Source organism: Rhizobium sp. IBUN (assembly GCF_000510625.1).
GTDB classification, from domain to species: Bacteria; Pseudomonadota; Alphaproteobacteria; order Rhizobiales; family Rhizobiaceae; genus Rhizobium; species Rhizobium altiplani.
Genome location: NZ_AZNV01000020.1, coordinates 68,349 through 88,257 on the forward strand (window position 1 = coordinate 68,349; position 19,909 = coordinate 88,257).

16 protein-coding genes are annotated in these 19,909 nt (G+C 58.9%); 5 read left to right on the forward strand and 11 right to left on the reverse strand.

Going from position 1 to position 19,909, the window contains the following annotated elements:
- Positions 1-332 precede the first annotated feature (332 nt).
- Both RHIBUN_RS0118700 and RHIBUN_RS0118710 read left to right on the forward strand, forming a co-directional pair.
- Positions 333-530 carry a hypothetical protein gene (locus RHIBUN_RS0118700; RefSeq protein ID WP_025660722.1) on the forward strand — a complete coding sequence of 66 codons (198 nt, stop codon included), beginning with the start codon at positions 333-335 and terminating at the stop codon, positions 528-530.
- 296 nt (positions 531-826) lie between these two features.
- Positions 827-1,846 (forward strand): GlxA family transcriptional regulator, encoded by a 1,020-nt coding sequence (locus RHIBUN_RS0118710; protein WP_018854697.1) that lies wholly within the window; start codon positions 827-829, stop codon positions 1,844-1,846.
- Between the two features lie 15 nt (positions 1,847-1,861).
- Here the strand turns inward: RHIBUN_RS0118710 and RHIBUN_RS0118715 are convergent, their stop codons facing one another.
- The 8 genes from RHIBUN_RS0118715 to RHIBUN_RS0118750 form a co-directional block, all read right to left on the reverse strand.
- Positions 1,862-3,193 carry a diguanylate cyclase gene (locus tag RHIBUN_RS0118715; RefSeq protein ID WP_025660723.1) on the reverse strand — a complete coding sequence of 444 codons (1,332 nt, stop codon included), beginning with the start codon at positions 3,191-3,193 and terminating at the stop codon, positions 1,862-1,864.
- Positions 3,194-3,377: 184 nt separating this feature from the next.
- The gene (locus tag RHIBUN_RS0118720; RefSeq protein ID WP_025660724.1) at positions 3,378-4,208 is read right to left on the reverse strand and encodes a response regulator; all 831 of its coding nucleotides are present in this window, start codon (positions 4,206-4,208) and stop codon (positions 3,378-3,380) included.
- A 145-nt stretch (positions 4,209-4,353) separates the two neighbouring features.
- Positions 4,354-6,867, reverse strand: a complete 2,514-nt coding sequence (locus RHIBUN_RS0118725) for an FAD-dependent oxidoreductase (RefSeq protein ID WP_025660725.1) — start codon at positions 6,865-6,867, stop codon at positions 4,354-4,356.
- A gap of 207 nt (positions 6,868-7,074) precedes the next feature.
- Positions 7,075-7,338 carry a hypothetical protein gene (locus RHIBUN_RS0118730; protein WP_025660726.1) on the reverse strand — a complete coding sequence of 88 codons (264 nt, stop codon included), beginning with the start codon at positions 7,336-7,338 and terminating at the stop codon, positions 7,075-7,077.
- Between the two features lie 121 nt (positions 7,339-7,459).
- A complete protein-coding gene (locus RHIBUN_RS0118735) occupies positions 7,460-10,006 on the reverse strand; it encodes a mechanosensitive ion channel family protein (protein WP_025660727.1) in 2,547 nt (848 codons plus the stop codon).
- Positions 10,007-10,088: 82 nt separating this feature from the next.
- Complete coding sequence (locus tag RHIBUN_RS0118740) at positions 10,089-10,646, reverse strand: DUF924 family protein (protein WP_025660728.1); 558 nt, start codon at positions 10,644-10,646, stop codon at positions 10,089-10,091.
- A gap of 40 nt (positions 10,647-10,686) precedes the next feature.
- Positions 10,687-12,126 carry an MFS transporter gene (locus tag RHIBUN_RS0118745; RefSeq protein ID WP_025660729.1) on the reverse strand — a complete coding sequence of 480 codons (1,440 nt, stop codon included), beginning with the start codon at positions 12,124-12,126 and terminating at the stop codon, positions 10,687-10,689.
- 183 nt (positions 12,127-12,309) lie between these two features.
- On the reverse strand, positions 12,310-13,173 hold the full coding sequence (locus tag RHIBUN_RS0118750; protein ID WP_245271688.1) for a cysteine hydrolase: 864 nt from the start codon (positions 13,171-13,173) through the stop codon (positions 12,310-12,312).
- Positions 13,174-13,359: 186 nt separating this feature from the next.
- On the opposite strand from RHIBUN_RS0118750, the gene RHIBUN_RS0118755 reads away from it, so the two are divergent.
- Complete coding sequence (locus RHIBUN_RS0118755) at positions 13,360-14,472, forward strand: acetate/propionate family kinase (protein ID WP_025660731.1); 1,113 nt, start codon at positions 13,360-13,362, stop codon at positions 14,470-14,472.
- A 10-nt stretch (positions 14,473-14,482) separates the two neighbouring features.
- Here the strand turns inward: RHIBUN_RS0118755 and RHIBUN_RS0118760 are convergent, their stop codons facing one another.
- Both RHIBUN_RS0118760 and RHIBUN_RS0118765 read right to left on the reverse strand, forming a co-directional pair.
- Positions 14,483-15,139 carry a CBS domain-containing protein gene (locus RHIBUN_RS0118760; RefSeq protein ID WP_025660732.1) on the reverse strand — a complete coding sequence of 219 codons (657 nt, stop codon included), beginning with the start codon at positions 15,137-15,139 and terminating at the stop codon, positions 14,483-14,485.
- A 241-nt stretch (positions 15,140-15,380) separates the two neighbouring features.
- A complete protein-coding gene (locus RHIBUN_RS0118765) occupies positions 15,381-16,535 on the reverse strand; it encodes an amidohydrolase (RefSeq protein WP_025660733.1) in 1,155 nt (384 codons plus the stop codon).
- A gap of 254 nt (positions 16,536-16,789) precedes the next feature.
- Here RHIBUN_RS0118765 and RHIBUN_RS0118770 point away from each other — a divergent pair, with 254 nt between their 5' ends.
- Positions 16,790-17,575: an IclR family transcriptional regulator gene (locus RHIBUN_RS0118770; RefSeq protein WP_025660734.1), complete on the forward strand. Its 786-nt coding sequence runs from the start codon at positions 16,790-16,792 to the stop codon at positions 17,573-17,575.
- A 201-nt stretch (positions 17,576-17,776) separates the two neighbouring features.
- Positions 17,777-18,136, forward strand: a complete 360-nt coding sequence (locus RHIBUN_RS0118775; protein WP_018117053.1) for a response regulator — start codon at positions 17,777-17,779, stop codon at positions 18,134-18,136.
- A 79-nt stretch (positions 18,137-18,215) separates the two neighbouring features.
- Here the strand turns inward: RHIBUN_RS0118775 and RHIBUN_RS0118780 are convergent, their stop codons facing one another.
- Positions 18,216-19,880, reverse strand: coding sequence for a phosphoethanolamine--lipid A transferase (locus tag RHIBUN_RS0118780; RefSeq protein WP_025660735.1), 1,665 nt, complete (start codon positions 19,878-19,880; stop codon positions 18,216-18,218).
- Positions 19,881-19,909 lie beyond the last annotated feature (29 nt).

Consider the following 19,909-nt stretch of genomic DNA (forward strand, 5'->3'; position numbering starts at 1 on the left):
AATCGACATACCGCGGCGGCCGCCAGCCGCCCAAGTTGCCCTCGGGACATATGAATCCGCCCCGCCAGATCGGCCACTGTTCCGCCGGCAGCGCTGTGCCCGCATCTCCCTTTAGATCAACACCATGCGTGGCGGCTCCTCCCGCGCCGCCGGTAGGCACGACGCCCCTCGAATTGAATTGGCCGTGTCGGCGGATATCCAATCCGCCGCGCGTCGCCATCGTTCAAAATCACTGATGATATCCATAAATGCTATTCGTTTGATTGATGGGACGAAAACACCCATATTTTACTCATCAAACAAGGCGTCATCCGACGAAGAAAGGAACGGCTATGACGACGATTACCTTCAGGCACACCAAGGCGTCCTCAAGCGAAGTTCATGCGCATATTGTCGACTATGCCCGCAAGCTGGTTCATGCTTGGCACCAGTGGCAGGCCGCCCGCGAAATCGAATCCATGCCCTTCGACATGCGTAAGGACATTGGCTGGCCGTCGGCGGATGGCGCGGATGAACGCAAGGTTATGTAATGAATCCGACATTCCTCCCCGCGTGAGAGCGGCGCCCGCCTTCGTGCAGCGCCGCTTTCTCCGTCTTTAGGGGCTCCTAATTAAATCTTGAATTTCAGACACATATATTTTCTTCGAGCACCTTTTTCGAACTTTTGAAGAACTCAAACGTCATTTGACCATCGTCAATTTCAGCAATGTCGCAAATTTGCTCTTTGCGGCCGCATTTATCCATGAGAATGTCGCTTTCAGGATATCGAAACGACGTATTCCAAGCAACGAATAGTGCATTCGCACCTCCAGAACGGATTTGTCTCATGAACAAGATGTCGCACAAGCAACGCTCTCTCGTCTTCTTCATGGTTCCGCAGTTTACGATGCTGCCCTTTTCAGCGGCGATCGATACCCTGCGCATAGCCAACCGCATGCTCGGCTACCAGGCCTACACGTGGCGGCTGACCTCGGTTGACGGGCAGAAGGTCTATTCTTCCTGCGGCATCGGCGTCGAGGCAAATACGTCGCTGGCCGATGAGCGCCGCAATCTCGGCGGCGAATATCGCCCGAGCATGGTGCTGGTCTGTTCCGGCATCGATGTCGAAGACTTCAACAACAAGTCCGTCAGTGCTTGGTTGCGCGAATCCTACAACCGCGGCGTCGCCGTCGGCAGCCTTTGTACCGGCGCGCACATCCTCGCACAGGCGGGGCTTCTGAACGGCAAGCGCTGTGCTATCCACTGGGAAAACCTGCCGGGCTTTTCGGAAGCCTTTCCGCAGGCCGAGGTCTATGCCGATCTCTATGAAGTGGACAGTAATCTCTACACCTGCGCCGGCGGCACGGCGTCGCTGGACATGATGCTGAATCTGATCGGCCAGGATTTCGGCGAAACGCTGGTGAACCGGGTCTGCGAGCAGCATCTGACGGATCGCGTCCGCAGCCCGAACGATCGCCAGCGCCTGCCGTTGCGCGCGCGCCTCGGCGTCCAGAATGCCAAGGTTCTCTCCATCATCGAACTGATGGAAGGCAACCTCTCCGAACCGCTGTCGCTGCTTGAGATCGCGGACGGCGTCGACCTGTCACGCCGCCAGATCGAGCGGTTGTTCCGTCAGGAAATGGGGCGCTCGCCGGCGCGGTATTATCTGGAAATACGGCTGGATCGCGCCCGCCACCTGCTGGTGCAGTCCTCCATGCCGGTCGTCGAAGTCGCCGTCGCCTGTGGCTTCGTTTCGGCCTCACACTTCTCCAAGTGTTATCGCGAACTCTATCATCGCTCGCCGCAACAGGAGCGCGCAGAACGCAAGATGACGATGGCAACCGCACGCCAGGCCATCGCCGCGTGATCTCAGCCCGGGCGGCTATTGAGCCGCCTCCGCCGTCATCCGCGCGTCGGAATAGACCTGATTGCGCCCTTTGTGCTTGGCCATATAGAGAAACTGGTCGGCGGCATTGAGATAGTTGTCGAAGGTTTCATAGTCGGAAATCTCGGCAACGCCGATCGAAACGGTGACGGAAAGCTCCTCGTCATCGGCCATCACCTTCATGCGTGAGATATCCGACCGTATCTCATCACACAGCTTGCTCGCGGCCATTGAATCCATCATCGGGAACAAGATCGCAAACTCCTCACCACCGAGGCGCGAAAGAAGGTTGTCGCTTCCCTCGAAGATCGTTGCAAGCCGGTCTGCGACCGCCTTCAGCACCTCGTCTCCGATCTCGTGCCCGTATGTATCGTTCAACCGCTTGAAATGATCGATGTCGAGGATCGCGACAGCGGCCGCGGTCTTCTGGCGCAGGCAGTCATTCACCAGCTTCGGCCCGAGATCGTAGAAGTAGCGGCGATTGTAGAGGCCAGTGAGGTAGTCGCAGGCCGCAGCCGCCCGAAGCTGCTTCAGCTGCGCCAAAGTCTCGACGTTGTTGGCGACCCGGCACTGCAGTTCCTCAGCCACGAACGGCCTATAGAGAAAATCCGAAGCGCCGGCCTTCAGGAAGCTCGCAGAGAGCAGGCGATCGCTCGAAGATGAAACCCCGATGATCCGCAGCCGGTCAGAGCAGAAGTGCCGCCGTATCCGCCGCGTCAGCTCGCAACCGCTCATGTCGGGCATATGATGATCAGTGATGACGACCTCGATATCGTCGTAGGTCTCAAGCGCGGCGAAGGCCTCGAGGCCGGAAGCGGCTTCCACAACCATATACTGTTGCGCTTCGAGCAACCCGACCAGGAGTTCGCGCGCGGAAGGGACATCGTCGACCACGAGCACCCGTATCTTCCTGTTCGATAATGCCCGCCTGACGCTGGCAACAACGCTATCGAGCGCGAACTCGTTGTCTTTCAGCACATAGTCGATGACATTGCGCTCCATGATGCGATTGCGCGTATCGAGGTCGAAAGTGGCGGTGAAGACAATGGTCGGGATACTGGCCTGTATGGTGCAGTCGAGCGCCTCGCCATAGGGTGCGTCCGGCAAATTGAGGTCGACAATCGACATTGTGTAATCGTTTGGCGACTGGGCGATCGTCTCTTCGAGGATTTTCAGGGAGGCGCACGGTTTGACGTTCAGGCCGAGTTCTGCATGAAGCCGGTGGCACAGAACCGCTGAAAACATCCGGGAATCTTCAACCAGGAGTACCCGCTGGCCACCAAAACGTGGCCCGAATCCATCCCGATGGAGATCCTCCTGGAACGCCATTCACTCCTATCCCCCAGAAAGCCGCCGCAGTCCGAATCGACCGTCTTCTCGACTTTTATGAAGATAACTCACAGAAACACGCCTGAGAAGATATCGAGACTTGGCAACACCGGAAATTGCATAAATCTCCGTTTCCGGGGGCGTGAATGCGTCCCACCTACAATCCTCGAGCGCAGGAAGTGCGTCAGGCAACGGCCCGCTCCCTGCGCATCGACTGGATCTGCAGCAGCGTGTCGAGGTTCTGGTTGACGCGGCAGTAGAACTCTTCGTCGATGAATGGGCGCAGCATGAAGTCGTTACCGCCGGCTTTGAGGAACCGCGCCGACAGAAGCCGGTTGGACGATGACGACACGCCGATGATGCGCAACTCGTGCGAGCCGATGTTGGCGCGTATGCGTCGCGTCAGCTCGAAGCCATCGATATCGGGCATGTTGTAGTCGGTGATCATCAAGCCGATGTCGCGATTCGCCTTGAGGATTTCGAGCGCCTTGGCGCCGCTCTCCGCGGTGTTGACCCGGAAATTGTAGCGCTTGAGGCGGCTCGAGAGCAGCGCGCGGGCCGTAGCGCTGTCATCGACAATCAGAACATGATGACGATGATTGGTAAGGAAGCGGCAGATCGATTCGGCAAGAAGATCAACCGCGAAGACATTGTCCTTGAGGATGTAATCGACGATGTCCGTGGCGATCAGCTTGTCGCGCATACCTTCTTGGAACGTGCCGGTGAAGACGATGGTCGGGATGCTGAGATCGACCAGATATTCCAATGCTTCGCCATTTTCGGCACCGGGCAGATTGATGTTGGAAATGGCAAGCGTGATCGGGTCGGTGGACTTGTCATATGACAGCTGCAGCTCTTCAAAACTCCGGCAGATCTCCACGTCGATATCGAAAAGCTCCTTCAGCCGCCTGCCGATCATCGATGTGAAGACATTGGAATCCTCGGCGAGAATAATGCGCGCACCGGCAAACATGCCTCCGGAATATTGCATTCCTGAAATACCCAAAAACGCCATTTCGAAACCTTTTGATAAAATAGTATCCCCGCTTCAAAGCGGTACAGTAGCCGGTTTGAATAAGTATTAATCGGCTGCGGTCACTGACCAACAAAAAGGCGGCCACGAGGGCCGCCCTGACTTTCTTCGAAACATGCTTAAAGGACTATGCCCTCAGCGCGGCGTTGTCCGGATCGAAGGGGCTCTCGCCGACGACGGTGGCGTTGTACGTCGTGCCGAGGATCTTGATCTTCAGCTTCGTGCCTTCCTTGGCGTAGTCGGGACGCAGCATCGCCAGCGCCAGCGACCGATTGATGCGGAAGCCGAAGGTGCCGTTTGTCGCACGTCCGACGAGCTCGCCAGCCTCGTTGTAGATGGCTTCGGAACCGCGGGCATCGACATCGTTGCCGGTCTCGACGACGAGGGTCGCGAAGTTCCACTTCAGCCCCTTGTCCTTGTAGGCCAACAGCCCCTCACGACCGAGGAACTCCTTCTCCGGCTTGATGAAGCGATCAAGCGCCGATTCATAGGCGTTGTACTCGATCGACATCTCGCGGGGGATGAGACGGTAGGACTTCTCGATCGACATCGACAGCATCGCGCGAATACCGAACGGCTTGATGCCGAATTCGGCCCCGGCTTCCATCAGCTTGTCGAAGATGTAGTTCTGCATCTCGATCGGATGATGCAATTCCCAGCCAAGCTCGCCGACGAAATTGACGCGCAGCGCATGTGCGCTCGCAACGCCGATCGAGATCTCCTTGCCCGACAACCACGGGAAGTCCTTGTTCTCAAGGCTCGTCCGCGTGAGCTTCTTGAGCAGGTCACGCGACTTGGGACCGGCAAGCACCAGCACACCGAGTCGCTGCGTGATCTGCTGCAGCCGAACGGAACCATCAGTCGGCGCGAGCCGGCGCAAATAGTCATGGTCGTGCGCCTCGTAGGCGCCGGCTGACACAAGGTAGAAGCGGTTCGGAGCCCATTCGTAGACCGTGAACTCGGCGCGAACGCCACCGTGAACCGTCAGCATGTGGCAGAGCGCGATGCGACCGCGCTTCTTCGGGATGGCGTTGGCAAAGATCGATTCCAACCAGGCGCGTGCGCCGGGGCCGGAGACTTCCATCTTGGCGAAGGCGGACATGTCGAGCACACCGACATTCTTGTGCACATTCATGACTTCGTTGCCGACATGCTCGAAGTAGTTCGAGCGCCGGAACGACCAGCGTTCAAGGATGCGACCATCCTCTTCAGGATCGGAGTGATTATGGTTGGTGAGGACATCCTCGCCAACGCCAATCTGATCCTTCGGCAGGTCGTAGCCTTCAGGTGCAAACCAGTTGGCGCGCTCCCAGCCATAGACGGAACCGAAAACAGCACCCAGCTTCTTCAGGCGATCGTAGACCGGCGTCGTCTTCAGCGGACGAGCGGCACCGCGCTCTTCATCAGGATAATGCATGGTGAAGACGTTGGCGTAGGCCTCTTCGTTCTTGGCGATGAGGTAGCCTTCGGTCGCATAGGGACCGAAACGACGCGGATCGACGCCCATCATGTCAACGGTCGGCTCGCCATCCACGATCCATTCCGCCAACTGCCAACCGGCGCCACCGGCTGCGGTGATCCCGAAGGAGTGCCCCTCGTTGAGCCAGAAATTGCGGAGGCCCGGTGCGGGACCAACAATCGGGTTGCCATCGGGCGTATAGGCGATCGCGCCGTTATAGACCTTCTTGATGCCGACTTCACCAAAAGCGGGGACGCGGGCAATCGCGGTCTCGATATGCGGCATCAGGCGATCGAGCTCTTCCTGGAAGAGTTCGTACTCGCTCTCATCCGACGGACCGTTGACATAACAGACTGGCGCGCCGTGCTCGTACGGCCCGAGAATGAGGCCGCCATTCTCTTCGCGCATGTACCAGGCGCTGTCGGATTCGCGGAGCACGCCCATCTCCGGCAGGCCCTTGGCCTTGCGCTCGAGGATCGCCGGATGCGGCTCGGTGACGATGTACTGGTGCTCTACCGGGATAACCGGAATGTTGATCCCGACCATCTCTCCGGTCTTGCGGGCAAAGTTGCCGGTACAGGAGATGATGTGCTCTGCCGTGATCTCGCCCTTGTCCGTCGTCACCTTCCAGAGACCATCATGCTGCTGCTCGATCGCGGTGACTGTGGTGTTGCGATAGATCGTGGCACCGCGGTCGCGCGCACCCTTGGCGAGCGCCTGGGTCAGATCTGCAGGCTGGATGTAGCCGTCATCGGGATGCTGGATCGCGCCGAGAAGACCATCCGTCTCGCAGAGCGGCCAAATCTCCTTGACCTGCTCCGGCGTCAGTACGTTGACCTTGACGCCAATCGTCTCCGCGATGCCGGCATAGTACATGTACTCGTCCCAGCGATCCTTGGTGCGCGCCAGACGAATGTTGGAAACCTGGCTGAAACCGACATTCATGCCGGTTTCCTTTTGAAGCTCCTGATAGAACCGAACCGAGTACTTGTGGATCTGACCGACCGAGTAGCTCATGTTGAACAAAGGCAGCAGACCCGCGGCATGCCATGTCGAACCGGAGGTCAGTTCCTTGCGTTCGATCAGGACGACATCGTCCCAGCCCTTCTTGGCGAGGTGATAAAGCGTCGAAACGCCAACGACGCCGCCGCCGATGACCACTGCGCGCGCATGTGTCTTCATGGAGAATTACCCTCTGTTCTACTAACCTGTCCGACGAATGCCGCCGACGCAAATCGCCTTAGCGAACTATGCAGCGAGGCCGGGCTTGCCAAATGCCTGTTTACGACATGCGAAAAGCTTGCCGCGACTGCATGCAAATAGGCAAGCCGCAAAAGGCCTTTGGTCGAAAATCCGTGGACAAAAATTGTGATCAGAGCGCGCCGTCGTTCACTTTACGACGGCCGATCCCTTGATGATGTCGATCGTTTCGCCGCCATCGAGCCCGATGCGATCACCGTCAGGCGCTGTGATGAAGCAGCCCGACTGGCAGAACGTCTCGGATGCACCAGCATCGAGCACGAGCTGCATCTTGTGACCGCCCTCGGAAAGGACGATCACAACAGCGGCGCTATCGGTATTGGTGATGGAAGCTGCGTGAGTTTGGCCTACGGCCATGAGCGAAAAAAGCAGTACGACGGCAAATCTTGCCATGCAGTGCGGCGCGGATGTTGCGCCCTCCCTCGGAGCGTCTCGGCGCTGCTGCCCCCAGCAGCGAAAACCCGATTGCAGGCGTTATACGGCGACCGCTATGAACGATCGCTGAACAACGCCTTTACCCCTTGAGATTGCCATCAGCCGACTTACCGCGCAACCGGCGCACAGTGCCGGCCTCGTCGTCCATTTCGCTCGTCTCGGAGACATCTTCGATCTTCGCCGGCGCCTTGCTTGCGGGAGTTGCCCCTCCGACTTGGTCCGGCTGGCGATGGAATACGACATCGCTTTGCGGAAGCGGGATTTGGACGCCCTCCTCCCTGAATCTCTTAAGGATCGCGATCCGGAGATCGTTCCGGACCTTCAGGCCGTCCCCCATGTCAGCAAGCATGAAGCGAAGCTCGAAATCCAGCGAATACGGCCCGAAGCGAAGGAACTCGACATGCGGCTCAGGATTGCGCAGGACGACAGGCACGGCATTCACCAGCTCCAGCAGGATGTCCATCACCTTCTGCGGATCGGAATCGTAGCTCACCGAAACCGGAATTTCGGAGCGCCCCATCTTGTTGCGATGGGTCCAGTTACCGACCGATGCGTTGATCAGCTCGGAATTCGGCACGATGATCGACTGCTTGCGGAATGTCTCGATCTCGGTTGCGCGCACGGAGATGCGCTTCACGATGCCCTCAGCGGTACCGGAAACCACGTGGTCGCCGACCTTGAACGGCCGTTCTACGAGCAAAATCAGACCGGAAACGAAGTTCGACACGATGTTCTGGAGGCCGAAACCGATGCCGACCGAAAGCGCCGAGGCAACGAGCGCGAGGTTTGAGAGGTCGATGCCCGCAGCGGAAACGCCGACAATCGCCGCAAGCCCAACGCCAAGGTAGCCGATTCCTGTCTTGACCGAATTTCGAACGCCGAGGTCGACGTGGCTCCGCGCCATGACGTTGCTGTCGAGCCAGCGCTGGATCCAGCGCGTCAGCAGGTAGCCGCCTGCAAAGAGAAGGACACCAGTCATTATCCCGACCAGCGAAATGCTGATCCCACCCAGCCTGACCTCCGTGAGAAGGCGATAGGCGATAAGTTCAAGATCCTGGATGTGGAAGCCCCACAGGAGCAGCACCAGCGGAATCCCAACTATCAGCGCGACGGCCGAGATGCACATGCCAACCAACAGGCCCGCTTGGTCGATGGCAACAGGGCCGAGTTTGAAACGCTTTTGGAGGAAACGACCAAGCGATGTCTCGCCAAAAGTCTCGCTGCGTGAAATCGCTTTGCCCGACAGGAGACCGATATAGGTCGTGACGATGATCGCGCCGGTGATGATCAACTGGGTCGCAACAAAGCGCGCAAGCCCGACATAACCAGTCAGCGCGGTTATGATCAGCCCCGCACCCAGGACGCGCAGAATGATCGCCATGCCCCGCGGCCAATGGCGTCCCGGCGCGTCAGGATCGCCATTTCGCGCCAGCATCGGCCTGCCAAACGAGGCAGCGATCAGGATGAAGCCGATGATCAATGCCGCAATCAAACTTTTGACCACGGTCAGGACGAGTGGGGACCCCATCGCCTCGCTGATGCTGCCGAAGAGGTAATCAAGCGCATTGACGATGGCCATCGCGAGCAAGCAGGCTCCGATGGAGCTCGCACCGCGGTTGGAAAGCTTGACGAGACGCCATTGCGGCTCCTTCGGTGCGAACACCGCATTGGTGAAACGCCTGACGAAATAGATCAACCCGATCGCACCGAAGAGCGCCCCGATGATCGGCGCGATATCCGGTCTCAGAACGTTGAAACTGTTGAGGAAGAAATAGGAGGTCACCAGGAGCGTAGTAAGCGCGAACGTCCGGATCAGCGTCGACCAGAAAGCAATCGAGAGACGATTGATATAGGAGGGCTGCTCGTCCGTTTCCTTACGCTGCAGGTAGCGACCGAAGATGCGGTAACCGCCGGACAACAGCACCAACGCCGTCACAAGCGACATGAAGATGGCCGCGAAGAACGCGAAAGCCTTGAACTTCAGTACAAATCCCAGCCAGCTTCCAAGGGCTTGGACAAACTCCGACCCCTCCTGGACGAAGGCGCGCGCCGCATCGTCAATAACGGAAACCGAGACATCGGTGCGTCGCAGCAAGGTCGCGGCGAAAAGCTGTCGGCGTGTTTCAGCGATAACGTTACCAAGCTTACTGATGGAAGCAGACAGGGTCTCGGCATCACCGGTAACGGCGTTAATCTGGGCGCGCTCGGCCGTCAGGGCGTTGCGTTCGGTCGTAACGATCTCCGCTTCGGCCGGCTGCCCTTCCTTTGGTGGATCGCCTAGCTCGCCAAGGCGGTTCTTGATCTGGTCGAGCCGCGGCCGGAGGCCGACGGATATGTTGAGAACCGAGCGCCCAAGTTCGTCGGTCTTTCCGGCGAGAGCCACCAGCGCGTCGTCATCGTCGCCTTTCTGCCTTACGCCGTCCTCGAGCGCGACGAGGTCCTGCTTCGCCTTCTCCAGCGCCTTAGCGGCCTGCTCGATCGGACCGTCAGCAACTGAAGCCTGCTCGGTCGCCTGGGGCTGTTTCTCGACCTGCGGTTGAGGCGCCTGCGCGCTTGCAAGGCTCGCGCCAGCGGTCGCCAGCGCAGCGACTAGGAAAATGCGAAGCAAGAGTTGGGTCGGCCGCAAAATATCCCCGCTCGGAAGGTTCTGGATCAAAATTGGAGTCCAGTTTTTCATAAGAAAGAAAGGCAACAGAAAGGCGACGCGCTCAGAAGCCTGCGCCCGGCTGTGCCAGATATTCTAGTTCTGCCGCGGTCGATTGTCGTCCGACGATGGCGTTTCGATGCGGAAATCGACCGTAGGCGGCAATCACCTTATGGTGGCGAAGCGCATAGTCGATATATTCCTCATCGCCAAGCGCCCTGAATAGTGCCACGGCACGATCCTGCTCGGCCAGATCTTCGCAGTGCTCGAAGGGCATGTAAAAAAACGTCCGGCATTCCGGGCTGACCTGCTGGTCGGCGCCAGCTTCCACGGCAAGCTTTGCTTCGTGCAAAGCAAGCCCATCGGTAGCAAAAGCGAGCGGTGTCGCGCGGTAGATGTTGCGAGAAAACTGGTCCAGCACGATTACCGCGGCAAGCCTGCTGTGGGGCGTCGCACGCCACTCCTCCGACACGTCGCGCGAGAGCGCAAGATGCGTGTCGCGGAAGCGCTTGCGAATATCCCGATCAAGCGCCGTCGACGCTTTGAACCATTGATCGCGGCCGCACTCCTCGAACCAGAAGTCGAAGACCTCCTCTGGCGTGCAGACATATCCGAGTTCCATATTTCCTCCCGCAAGAGCCGCCCGACTGCACGGCGGCCAACTATTTCGTGCCGATCTTGTGACCCGAAACCTCGGCGCCTGCATCCGGCACCAGCCGCAGGAAGCTCACTGACGATATGATGCCGATTGCGCCGACGACAAGAAACGCCCATCGGAAATCGACGAGCCCCGGCCCCTCGACACCGCGCAAGGCGACGGAGATGTTGAGCACCGCCGCCGCGATCGCCACGCCGAGCAACATCGAAATCTGCTGCAGCATGCTCGACAGAGTGGAAGCCGAACTGCGTTGTGCAGAACTGATATCGGCAAAGGCCAGTGTATTCAGTGCCGTGAATTCCATTGAGCGCGAGAGACCCGCGGTCATCAACAGCACGTAGATAACAATACGCGGCGTCTCGGGTACGAGAAAGCCGCAGGCGGCAATCGCCGATGCAGCAATCAACCCGTTGAAGAAGAGCACCACGCGAAATCCAAACCTGGCGAGCAGCGGTGTCGTGACGACCTTCATGCCGAGGTTTCCGAGAAAGTAGACCAGCAGATAGGCACCCGCTTCGATCGAGCTCAATCCGAATCCGAGTTGGAAGAGGAGCGGCAAGAGGAAGGGCGTCGCGTTGATCGCGAGACGGCTCGCCGTCCCGCCTGAAAGGGTCGCGATCGCAAAGGTTTGCACTTTGAAGGCAGACAGATCGAGCAATGGATTGCTGACTCGCCGGAAATGCCGGGTCGCCATGACCGAGAGCACGAGCCCTGCCACCAGCATCAGCAAAATTGGTACCAGCCCGCCATGCCATTTCACCGAGAACTCAAGTGCTGCCAGCAGGAAGGTCAATCCGCCGCCGCTGAGAACGAAGCCAAGTAAATCCAGCCGCCCGGCATCTTCCTCGCGCTGTTCCGGCACGAAACGAAGAACCAGCGCCATGCCGAGCACCCCGATCGGCACATTGATGAGGAAGTTCCAATGCCAACTTGCGTAGGTGGTGATGAAGCTGCCGAGCAGCGGACCGACAACGGGAGCCGTCAGCGCCGGCCAGGTTATCAGCGCGATCGCCTGGACGAGCTCCGATTTGCGGGCATTCTTGAGGACAATGATCCGGCCGACCGGCGTCATCAGCGCACTGCTCGCGCCCTGCACCGCGCGGGCGATGACAAACTCCGCAAGCCCATCGGAGAGCCCACAGAAGAGCGAGGCGATCGTAAAGACGGCGATCGAGGCCATGAAGACGCGCCGTGCGCCGTATCGATCCCCAAGCCATCCCGAAAGCGGAATGAAGGCCGCCATCGTCAGCATATAGACCGTGATGCCGATGCTCATGGATATCGGTTGAACGCCAAAACTCGCCGCCATCTGCGGCAATGAAGTGGTGACGATGGTGCCGTCGAGAATCTGCATGAAAAACGAAACGGCAACGACCAGCGCGACGATCTTTGCCCTGCGGATGCTCTCCACATCGTCTTTCTCAGTCGTCTGCATAGCTGTCATTGGTCTGCCGATGTGGAATTGGATGCATCCGGATAGAATGGACACAGAAGCGGGATCCGAGGCGTGCCGAACAGCACTACCGCTTGATAGGCCGATCGGCGCAACCCGAAAAGAGAAAAATCCTGAGATCTCAGAGGATTTTGTGAGTAGGGGCACCGATCAGCGGCGGTTGCGGCTTGCCCCCTACCCGGCTTTTGCACTTCTGGATAAGGCGTCAATCACCGCCTCGGACTCCGCTGTCCAACCGAAGAGCAGCTCGATTGCGAGCAGCGACGCTTCATGGTTGCTGCGCATTGTGTCAGCCGCGATTAGTTCTGCCGTACAGTCCCTAAGCACGATGCAACGATAGTCGCGAAAAGTCGCGTCACGGACTGTGGACTCAACGCAGATGCTGGTCGTGGCACCGGTGAAGATGAGCGTGTTGATCCTCCTGGCGCGAAGGAGGGTATCGAGCGACGTTTCGAAAAATGCACTGTAGCGATGCTTGGAGATCACGGCGTCACCTGGCTGAGGCTCGAGTTCCGGGATAATTGCAGTGTTCCAGGTATCGCGCACCAGGATTTGGCTTTGGATGCCGTTTGGGGCTACCACGGCTGCCCCGATATTCAGGCGCTTGTGCTTGATGCGATGCGGAGCATCTTCGTTACCGGCATCGGAAAGGTCCGCATTATGCTCTTGCCTGGTGTAGACGATGAGCAATGCGTTACGCCGCGCCGCTTCGAGCAACCGCGAAATCGGCTGAACGAGATGCGCGATGGGCACGACGTCAAGGCCGGCGCGATCAAACATTCCACCACGGCAGCCGAAGTCGTTCTGCATATCGATGACCATGACGGCAGTCCGGCTAGGATCGAAGCTGACCGCTTCAGGGCGAGCAGGAATGGATAGCTGCATTTCCATTCCCATCCCTCCCAAATCGAGTAGCGTGGTGCTCGAGCGGCCCACAACAATAACACGCTGGAGTCTGCCTGCATCGACTACGGCAAGTCCAAACCCTCGGGAATAGAGCCGGCGACCATAACCGCATAAAGGCAGGATTTGATCCACCGCAACGCCACCTGACAAAGAACTCGTTATACGCGAATCCTGAAACAGAAACAATTTGACACTTGCATCTTCTGCGGCCACCCTGCCGCAGCAGAGGGGTACTCAGTGCCGGCGCAGGGCAATTGCGACGCCCTGACACACCGTCCCGCTTTTGTACTCTCTTGATCGGCCTCGGAGCACAATTCGATGATCGACACGCTGCTTGTTCTCAACACCGGTTCATCGAGCCTGAAGTTTCAGATCTTCGCGGAACGGGACCTAAACGTGCTGATGAGCGGCAAGGTCACCGGTATTGGTGACACGCCTGAGATGCGTGCGAAGCTTCCCAATGGTGAGGAGACGCGAAGTACCCTGCCCGCGAGCACTGATCACAATCTAGCACTCCGCGCGGTGACCGAGCTCATAGGCGGGCACGATCACGGCTGGCACACAACAGCCGTTGCCCATCGCGTCGTCCATGGTGGACAGACCTTCCGAGAGCCCGTCATTGTCACGCCGGATGTGATGCGCCGCCTCGAGGCGCTGATCCCGTTAGCGCCGCTTCACCAACCCCACAATCTCGCCGGTATCACCGCTTCGGCGAGAATCGCGAGCGGAGCGCCCGATATTGCCTGCTTCGACACAGCCTTTCACGCAGGCCACGACGAGTTGACCAGCAGCTTCGCACTACCGCAGGAGATGCGCGACAAAGGCATGCGCCGCTATGGCTTCCATGGGCTTTCCTATGATTGGATTTCTCAGGTGCTGTCCAAAGACTATCCGGACCTCCGTGCCGGCCGTGTGGTTGTTGGCCACCTCGGCAATGGCGCCAGCCTCTGTGCGTTGAAGAACGGCGTCAGCGTCGATACGACGATGAGCATGACCGCGCTCGACGGCATTCCTATGGGAACCCGCAGCGGCTCAATCGATCCGGGCGCCATTCTCTACATGATCCACGACCTGGAGCTTGGCGTCGAAGCGGTCCAGGATATCCTCTATGAGTGTTCGGGCCTGAAAGGCTTGTCCGGCATCAGCAACGACGTCGAGGCATTGCTTCAAAGCGACGATCCCAAAGCCGCCTTTGCGCTCGAGTATTTTGCCCGCAAAACGGCTCAGCATATCGCGATGATGGCCGTCTCCCTAGGCGGCATCGATGCGCTTGTCTTTACGGGCGGGATTGGCGAGCACGCCGCCCCTGTCCGCGAGGCAATCCTGCGAAGGCTGCGCTTCCTGGGTGATTTCAAAACGCTAGTGATCCCGACCAACGAAGAACGACTGATGGCAACACAAGCGAAAAAGCTTCTCCGTACGGTAGCCTGAGGATCTCCGATCAGGCAACACCGAGCTTGTCGATGAAGCCGCTGACGCCCTTGACGTTCTCTACCAGGACACGGATGGCGCGCCGCTCCAGTTCGCTCGATACGGTCCCTTCAAGCACCGCTCTGGAATCCTGAACCGATACCTTGATCGCATCGGTGTCGAGACCAAGGTCACCCTGCAGTCGCGCGCGGATGGCGCGGGCGAGAGCATCGTCACCACTTGCCGTTCTCTCGGCCGGCGACGCAACGATTGCTTTGAGGAGATCGATACGGCTGACGATACCGAGAAGGCGCTTGTCGCTGACGACGGGCACCCGCTTGATCTTGTGCTGGAACATCGCCTCGGCGATCGCCGCAACCGGCGTATCCGGCGTCACGCTGATCACGCTTGCGGACATGACATCCGATACCCGCCAGCTGCGGCTTCGGATATAGTCGTCGAGGTCGACGAGTGACGTCTCATCCGGCTTGCCGGCCGATCTGCCGCCACCGAACTCGATGCGCCGGAGGAGGTCTCCTTCTGTCAGCAGGCCACAAACATTGCCATCGTTGTCGATAACAGGCAGGCCGCTGATATTCTTGGCAACCATCAGGTCTATTGCCTGATGGATGCTGCTATCGGCGCTGATCGTTGTGATGTCGGTGTTCATGATGTCTTGAGCAAACATGCTAATCCCATTGCACTCTGGAGGAAGTCAAATGGTTCCGACGTGACGCTGCGCGAACCGCGCATGCATCCGATGCTGAAAATATTGCGCAAATCCACTCCCAAGTCGATCAGGGATTGCGATCTAATTTGACCGGAGATGCGAAGGCACCGCGCCGACGGAACGGAAGCAGGGTCCTCGCCATCGGCCAATCACCGGCGGGAATGTCCGGCACCTACTACAGGGGCCGCCGGAGGGTAGCTCAGCCGAGAATGTTCCTGATGGCCCGCATGAAGACCCGCGATCCGGTCGCGATCAGCTCATCGGGAAAATCGTAGTCGGGGTTGTGCAGTCGCGGATGATCTTCACCCGCCCCGAGAAAGAACATCGCTGCGGGCGCCACAGTCCGGAACAGACCGAAGTCTTCAGAAGCTTTCATTGGCAGCAGGCTACTGGCATCGTCATGGCTGACGCCCTCGTCATCCAGGGCACGCCGCAGCTCCTTGACCGCTTCGGCGGAATTGTAGCACTGGCGGAACACGTCCTCGTAGCTAATCTCCACTTGCAATTGCCCGGCCTTCGCCTGGGTCTGCACCAGTTCCTCGGCGCGGGAAACCAACGCGGCCATCGCTTCATCGGTCAGCGTCCGCAGGGTCGCCCAGATCTGCGCTTCGCCGGGACTGATCCCAAACGCCGGCTCCCCGAGCCGCGCATGTGTGACCGTAACCAGCGAGTAGTCCGGCCCAAGCGGCCCATTGTTGCCCAACGCCGTCAGATCACCGAGCAACCGCGCCAGCACGAAAGTCGGCGCAATGCCCTGCTCCGGATAAGAGGCGTGCGATGTCTTACCCTTTAGAATGATCTTCATTCCGCGCGATGCGCAATTGACCGGCCCCTCCTTGAGAAGGACGTGTCCGAGCCGGATACCCGGGAAGTTATGAAGCGAGAGCGATAGATCCTGCGTCAGCGTCGCAAACTTCGGATCGGCAAGCACGGCCGCTGCCCCTGCACCGTTCTCCTCGGCGGGCTGGAACATCAGGATAACCCGCCCCTTCGCAGGCCGCTCGTGCCCAAGACCCTTCGCGAGTGCCATCAGGATCGCCATGTGACCGTCATGGCCGCAAAGGTGGCCCTTGCCCGGCACCGTCGAACGGTGCGCGACATCGGAGATTTCCTCGATCGGCAGGCCATCCAGTTCCGCACGGATCATGATCGTCGGACCTGATGCCACTCCTTCATAGACGGCCGCGAGGCCATGGCCGCCGATGCCGGCAACGATGCGATCTGGCCTCGTCCGGCCGAGTTCCTCTGTAACGCGGGATGCGGTTTCCGCCTCCTCACCCGAGACTTCCGGATTGCGATGAAGTTCCCGTCGAAACGCTTTGATTTCGCTTAGTTCTCCATCAGTCAAAAACATCACCAGAATCCTCGGAACACGAACAGCCTCACCCCAAGAGCGCGAGCCTAACCTGCCTGTTTTCCATAGTCGATGAAGAAGTTCACTACTAAGGTCCGCCACGCGCTGCGGATCGGCAGTTCGCGCCGGCAACTACCCATATATGAGGTTCCTTTTCATATACAGGCGACGCTACCGACCGAACCGAGCTGCACGCTGCGCTTTTCGGCAGCTACGCATTTGTATATGTAAGGTGGCATTCACAGGAGAAATTGATGGAAGCAGATGACGCTGATCGGTACCGCGCTCCGGCGCTGGACAAGGGGCTCGATATCCTCGAGCTTTTGGCCAGCGTCGAGGAAGGGCTGACCCAGGCGGAGATCGCCAAGCGTCTCGATCGTAGCCCCAACGAATTCTATCGCATGCTCGATCGCCTCGTCCGCCGCGGCTACGTGACGAAGCTGGAGGGTGACCGGTTTACACTGACACTCAAGCTATTCGGGCTGGCCCAGTTGCACGCGCCAACACGCCGGCTGGCGTCTTTCGCCATGCCATTGATGCGTGAACTAGCGCAGAAGACCAAACAGGCGAACCACCTGGTCGTCTTTGACCGCGGTTCGGCGGTGGTGATCGCGCAGCACGAGGCGCCGGATTACTGGGGTCTCTCGATCCGCATCGGGTCGCACATCAGTCTCTTCGACACCGGCTCCGGCCACGTGCTTCTTGCGTTCCGAAGCGATGAAGAGCGGCAGATGATGATCGCGGAACACGTGCGCAGCCGCGCGGAAGTGAATCTCGGACCGGAATTTTACGAGCGCCTCGCCCAGATCCGCGAACGCGGTTACGAAATGATGGCGAGCGCCCAGACGGCAGGCGTCAATAACCTTTCCGCTCCTATCCTTGGGCCGGACGGACGCTGCATTGCGGCCCTCACCTGCCCCTATATCGCGCTGGTCAATGCCTCGGCAGCGCCCGATATCAGCCAGACGATCACCATGGTGATGAAGACCGCCAACGAGCTTTCGCTGCTCGCCGGTTCTGACGTCGGAATGCCGACATGACCTGGCAGCACGCCGACACATATTCTCACCTGCGGGCCAGTGCCGAGGAAGCCGGGATCACAACCGCGTTTAATGCCGATCCCCGCAAAGCCTTAAGGTCATTGTCAGCTAGCGATCTCATTAGAAATCCTGGCGACGGATAGACGCCGTCATGGCCATGGAGGATGCCGCCGGAAGGCAGGCATTCAAGGGAGATAGCGTGTGAACGTATTGCTGGTCGAGGACAACGTCCTTTTGGGAGACGCCGTGCGCGATCACATCGCGGCCGACGGTCATTCGGTCGATTGGTGCCTCAATCTCGCGGAAGCAACCCAAGCGGCCGAAACCGGCAAATACGGCGTCATCCTGCTCGACCTGCGCTTGCCCGATGGTAATGGCTTAACCCTATTGAAGGCGCTTAGACGACAAGCGAACTCCGTCCCCGTCATCATTCTGACGGCGCACGACCAGACTTCGGATCAGATCGAGGGCCTGCGAAGCGGCGCGGACGATTTCCTGGTGAAGCCCTTCGGGCTCTCCGAGCTTTCAGAGCGGATGAAAGCGGCAAACCACAAGCACTGAGACCTGGATTGGCATCCCGAGGCAATCGATACAACGATAGAGCCTAATCCGGCTGTTGCGTTGCAGCAGCCTCGCTGTCTCATCGCTGAAGGCTTGCGAGTTTATCCGCCTGTCGGCGGCATCCGGCGAAAACATCCAGATTCGGATCGTAGGCCTTGGTCGCCACGTCCATGAGCCCGAGCACACTGTGGAAGAAGTTGTCGTGCGAACGGTCCCTGTCTGCCTGCTTAGCCATGCAACTCATATCGAAGCCGGCCCCCTTCGCGAGATCGTCACTGACCCACGCCAGGAACGGCACGTGCGTCTGCTGCGACGGCGCTACGATATAGGGCGCGCCATGCAGGTAGATTCCGTTTTCGCCAAGCGATTCACCGTGATCCGACACGTAGATCGCTGCACCGGCAACCTTGTCGGAATGCTGCTTGAGCTTATCGATGACCGTCGAGACAATGTGGTCCGTGTAGAGGATCGTATTGTCATAGGCGTTGGTAATCTCTTCGGCCGTGCAGCTGCCGAAATCATTCGCCCGGCAATCAGGAACGAAACGTCGGTATTCATCGGGATAACGAGCGAAGTAGGCTGGCCCATGGCTTCCGAGCTGGTGCAAGACCAGCACGCTGTCACCCTTTACGTGGTCGAGCCAATCGTCGACCTTGTCGAGAAGGATAGCGTCGAGGCACTCACCATCCTTGCAAAAACGTGGATCGGCCGACTCCGGCAAGAACGTGAACGGGACCCGGTCGGTGACATGATAGCTGCCGGTGTCATTATCCAGCCAGGATACGTCCACCTTGGCATGGCTCAGCACATCGAGGAGGTTCTCGGTCGCAAGGCCCTTCCGATGCGTATAGGCTGTTCGCGGATAGACCGAAAACATGCACGGGATAGAAATTGCCGTCGCTGTGCCGCAGCTGGTCGTTTTCGGAAAATAGACAACGTTCCGCTTTTCGAGCTCCGGATTGGTTTTCCGCGCATAACCGCCAAGCGAGAAGTCATCGGCACGCGCTGTCTCGCCCGCAACGATGATCGTTACGCGCGGCTTGTTAAGGCCGGCAGTGTTCACCCGATGCGCATCCGTACCGAGCGGCTCGGCGACGACATGCGCATCCTGCTCGGACGAAACCGCAAAGCGAATGGTGCTGGTGATCGGTACGAATGGGTTCAGCCGGTCGAGGATGTCTCTGTGGGCGCGCCCGACGCCCGCAAAGGCACGGTAGTCGCCGAATCCGACCACGACGAAGACAGCCAGGCAAGCCACGATCACGCCGGTATTATGAGCAAGTTTGGACAGCACCGGGCGATGCCGGATGCGTACCCAGAGGATGACGAGTGACGGAAGTATACCAGTGAGCATCAAATAAAAGGCAAAACGCGTCGTTATCAGATGCCCTGCCTCCGCGCCCGTCGACACCGCCGCGTTGCGGATCATTTCCTTGTCCACGACCACGCCGAACTGATCGGTAAACCAGGAGCCGGCGGCTGCCGCGAGAACGAAGAAGATCAAAAAAGGCTTGGTGACATATTTGGCGGAGAAGGCCGTGATGATTGCCATGCTCACAGCCGAAATGCCGACGACAAAGAGCACGAACGAGAGATGATCGGCCGCAAAATAGCTATAGGCCGTGCTCCAGAACGATCTGTTTGTCACAAGAAGCAGGTAGAGAGTCGTAGCAAGGCAAAGCGTCACGCTACCGATTGCGGGCCGCCGCTCGATCAGGCGGACCTTGGTGGCATTATCTTCCAATTGGTCGTCTCCGCGTCCAGATTTTGGCG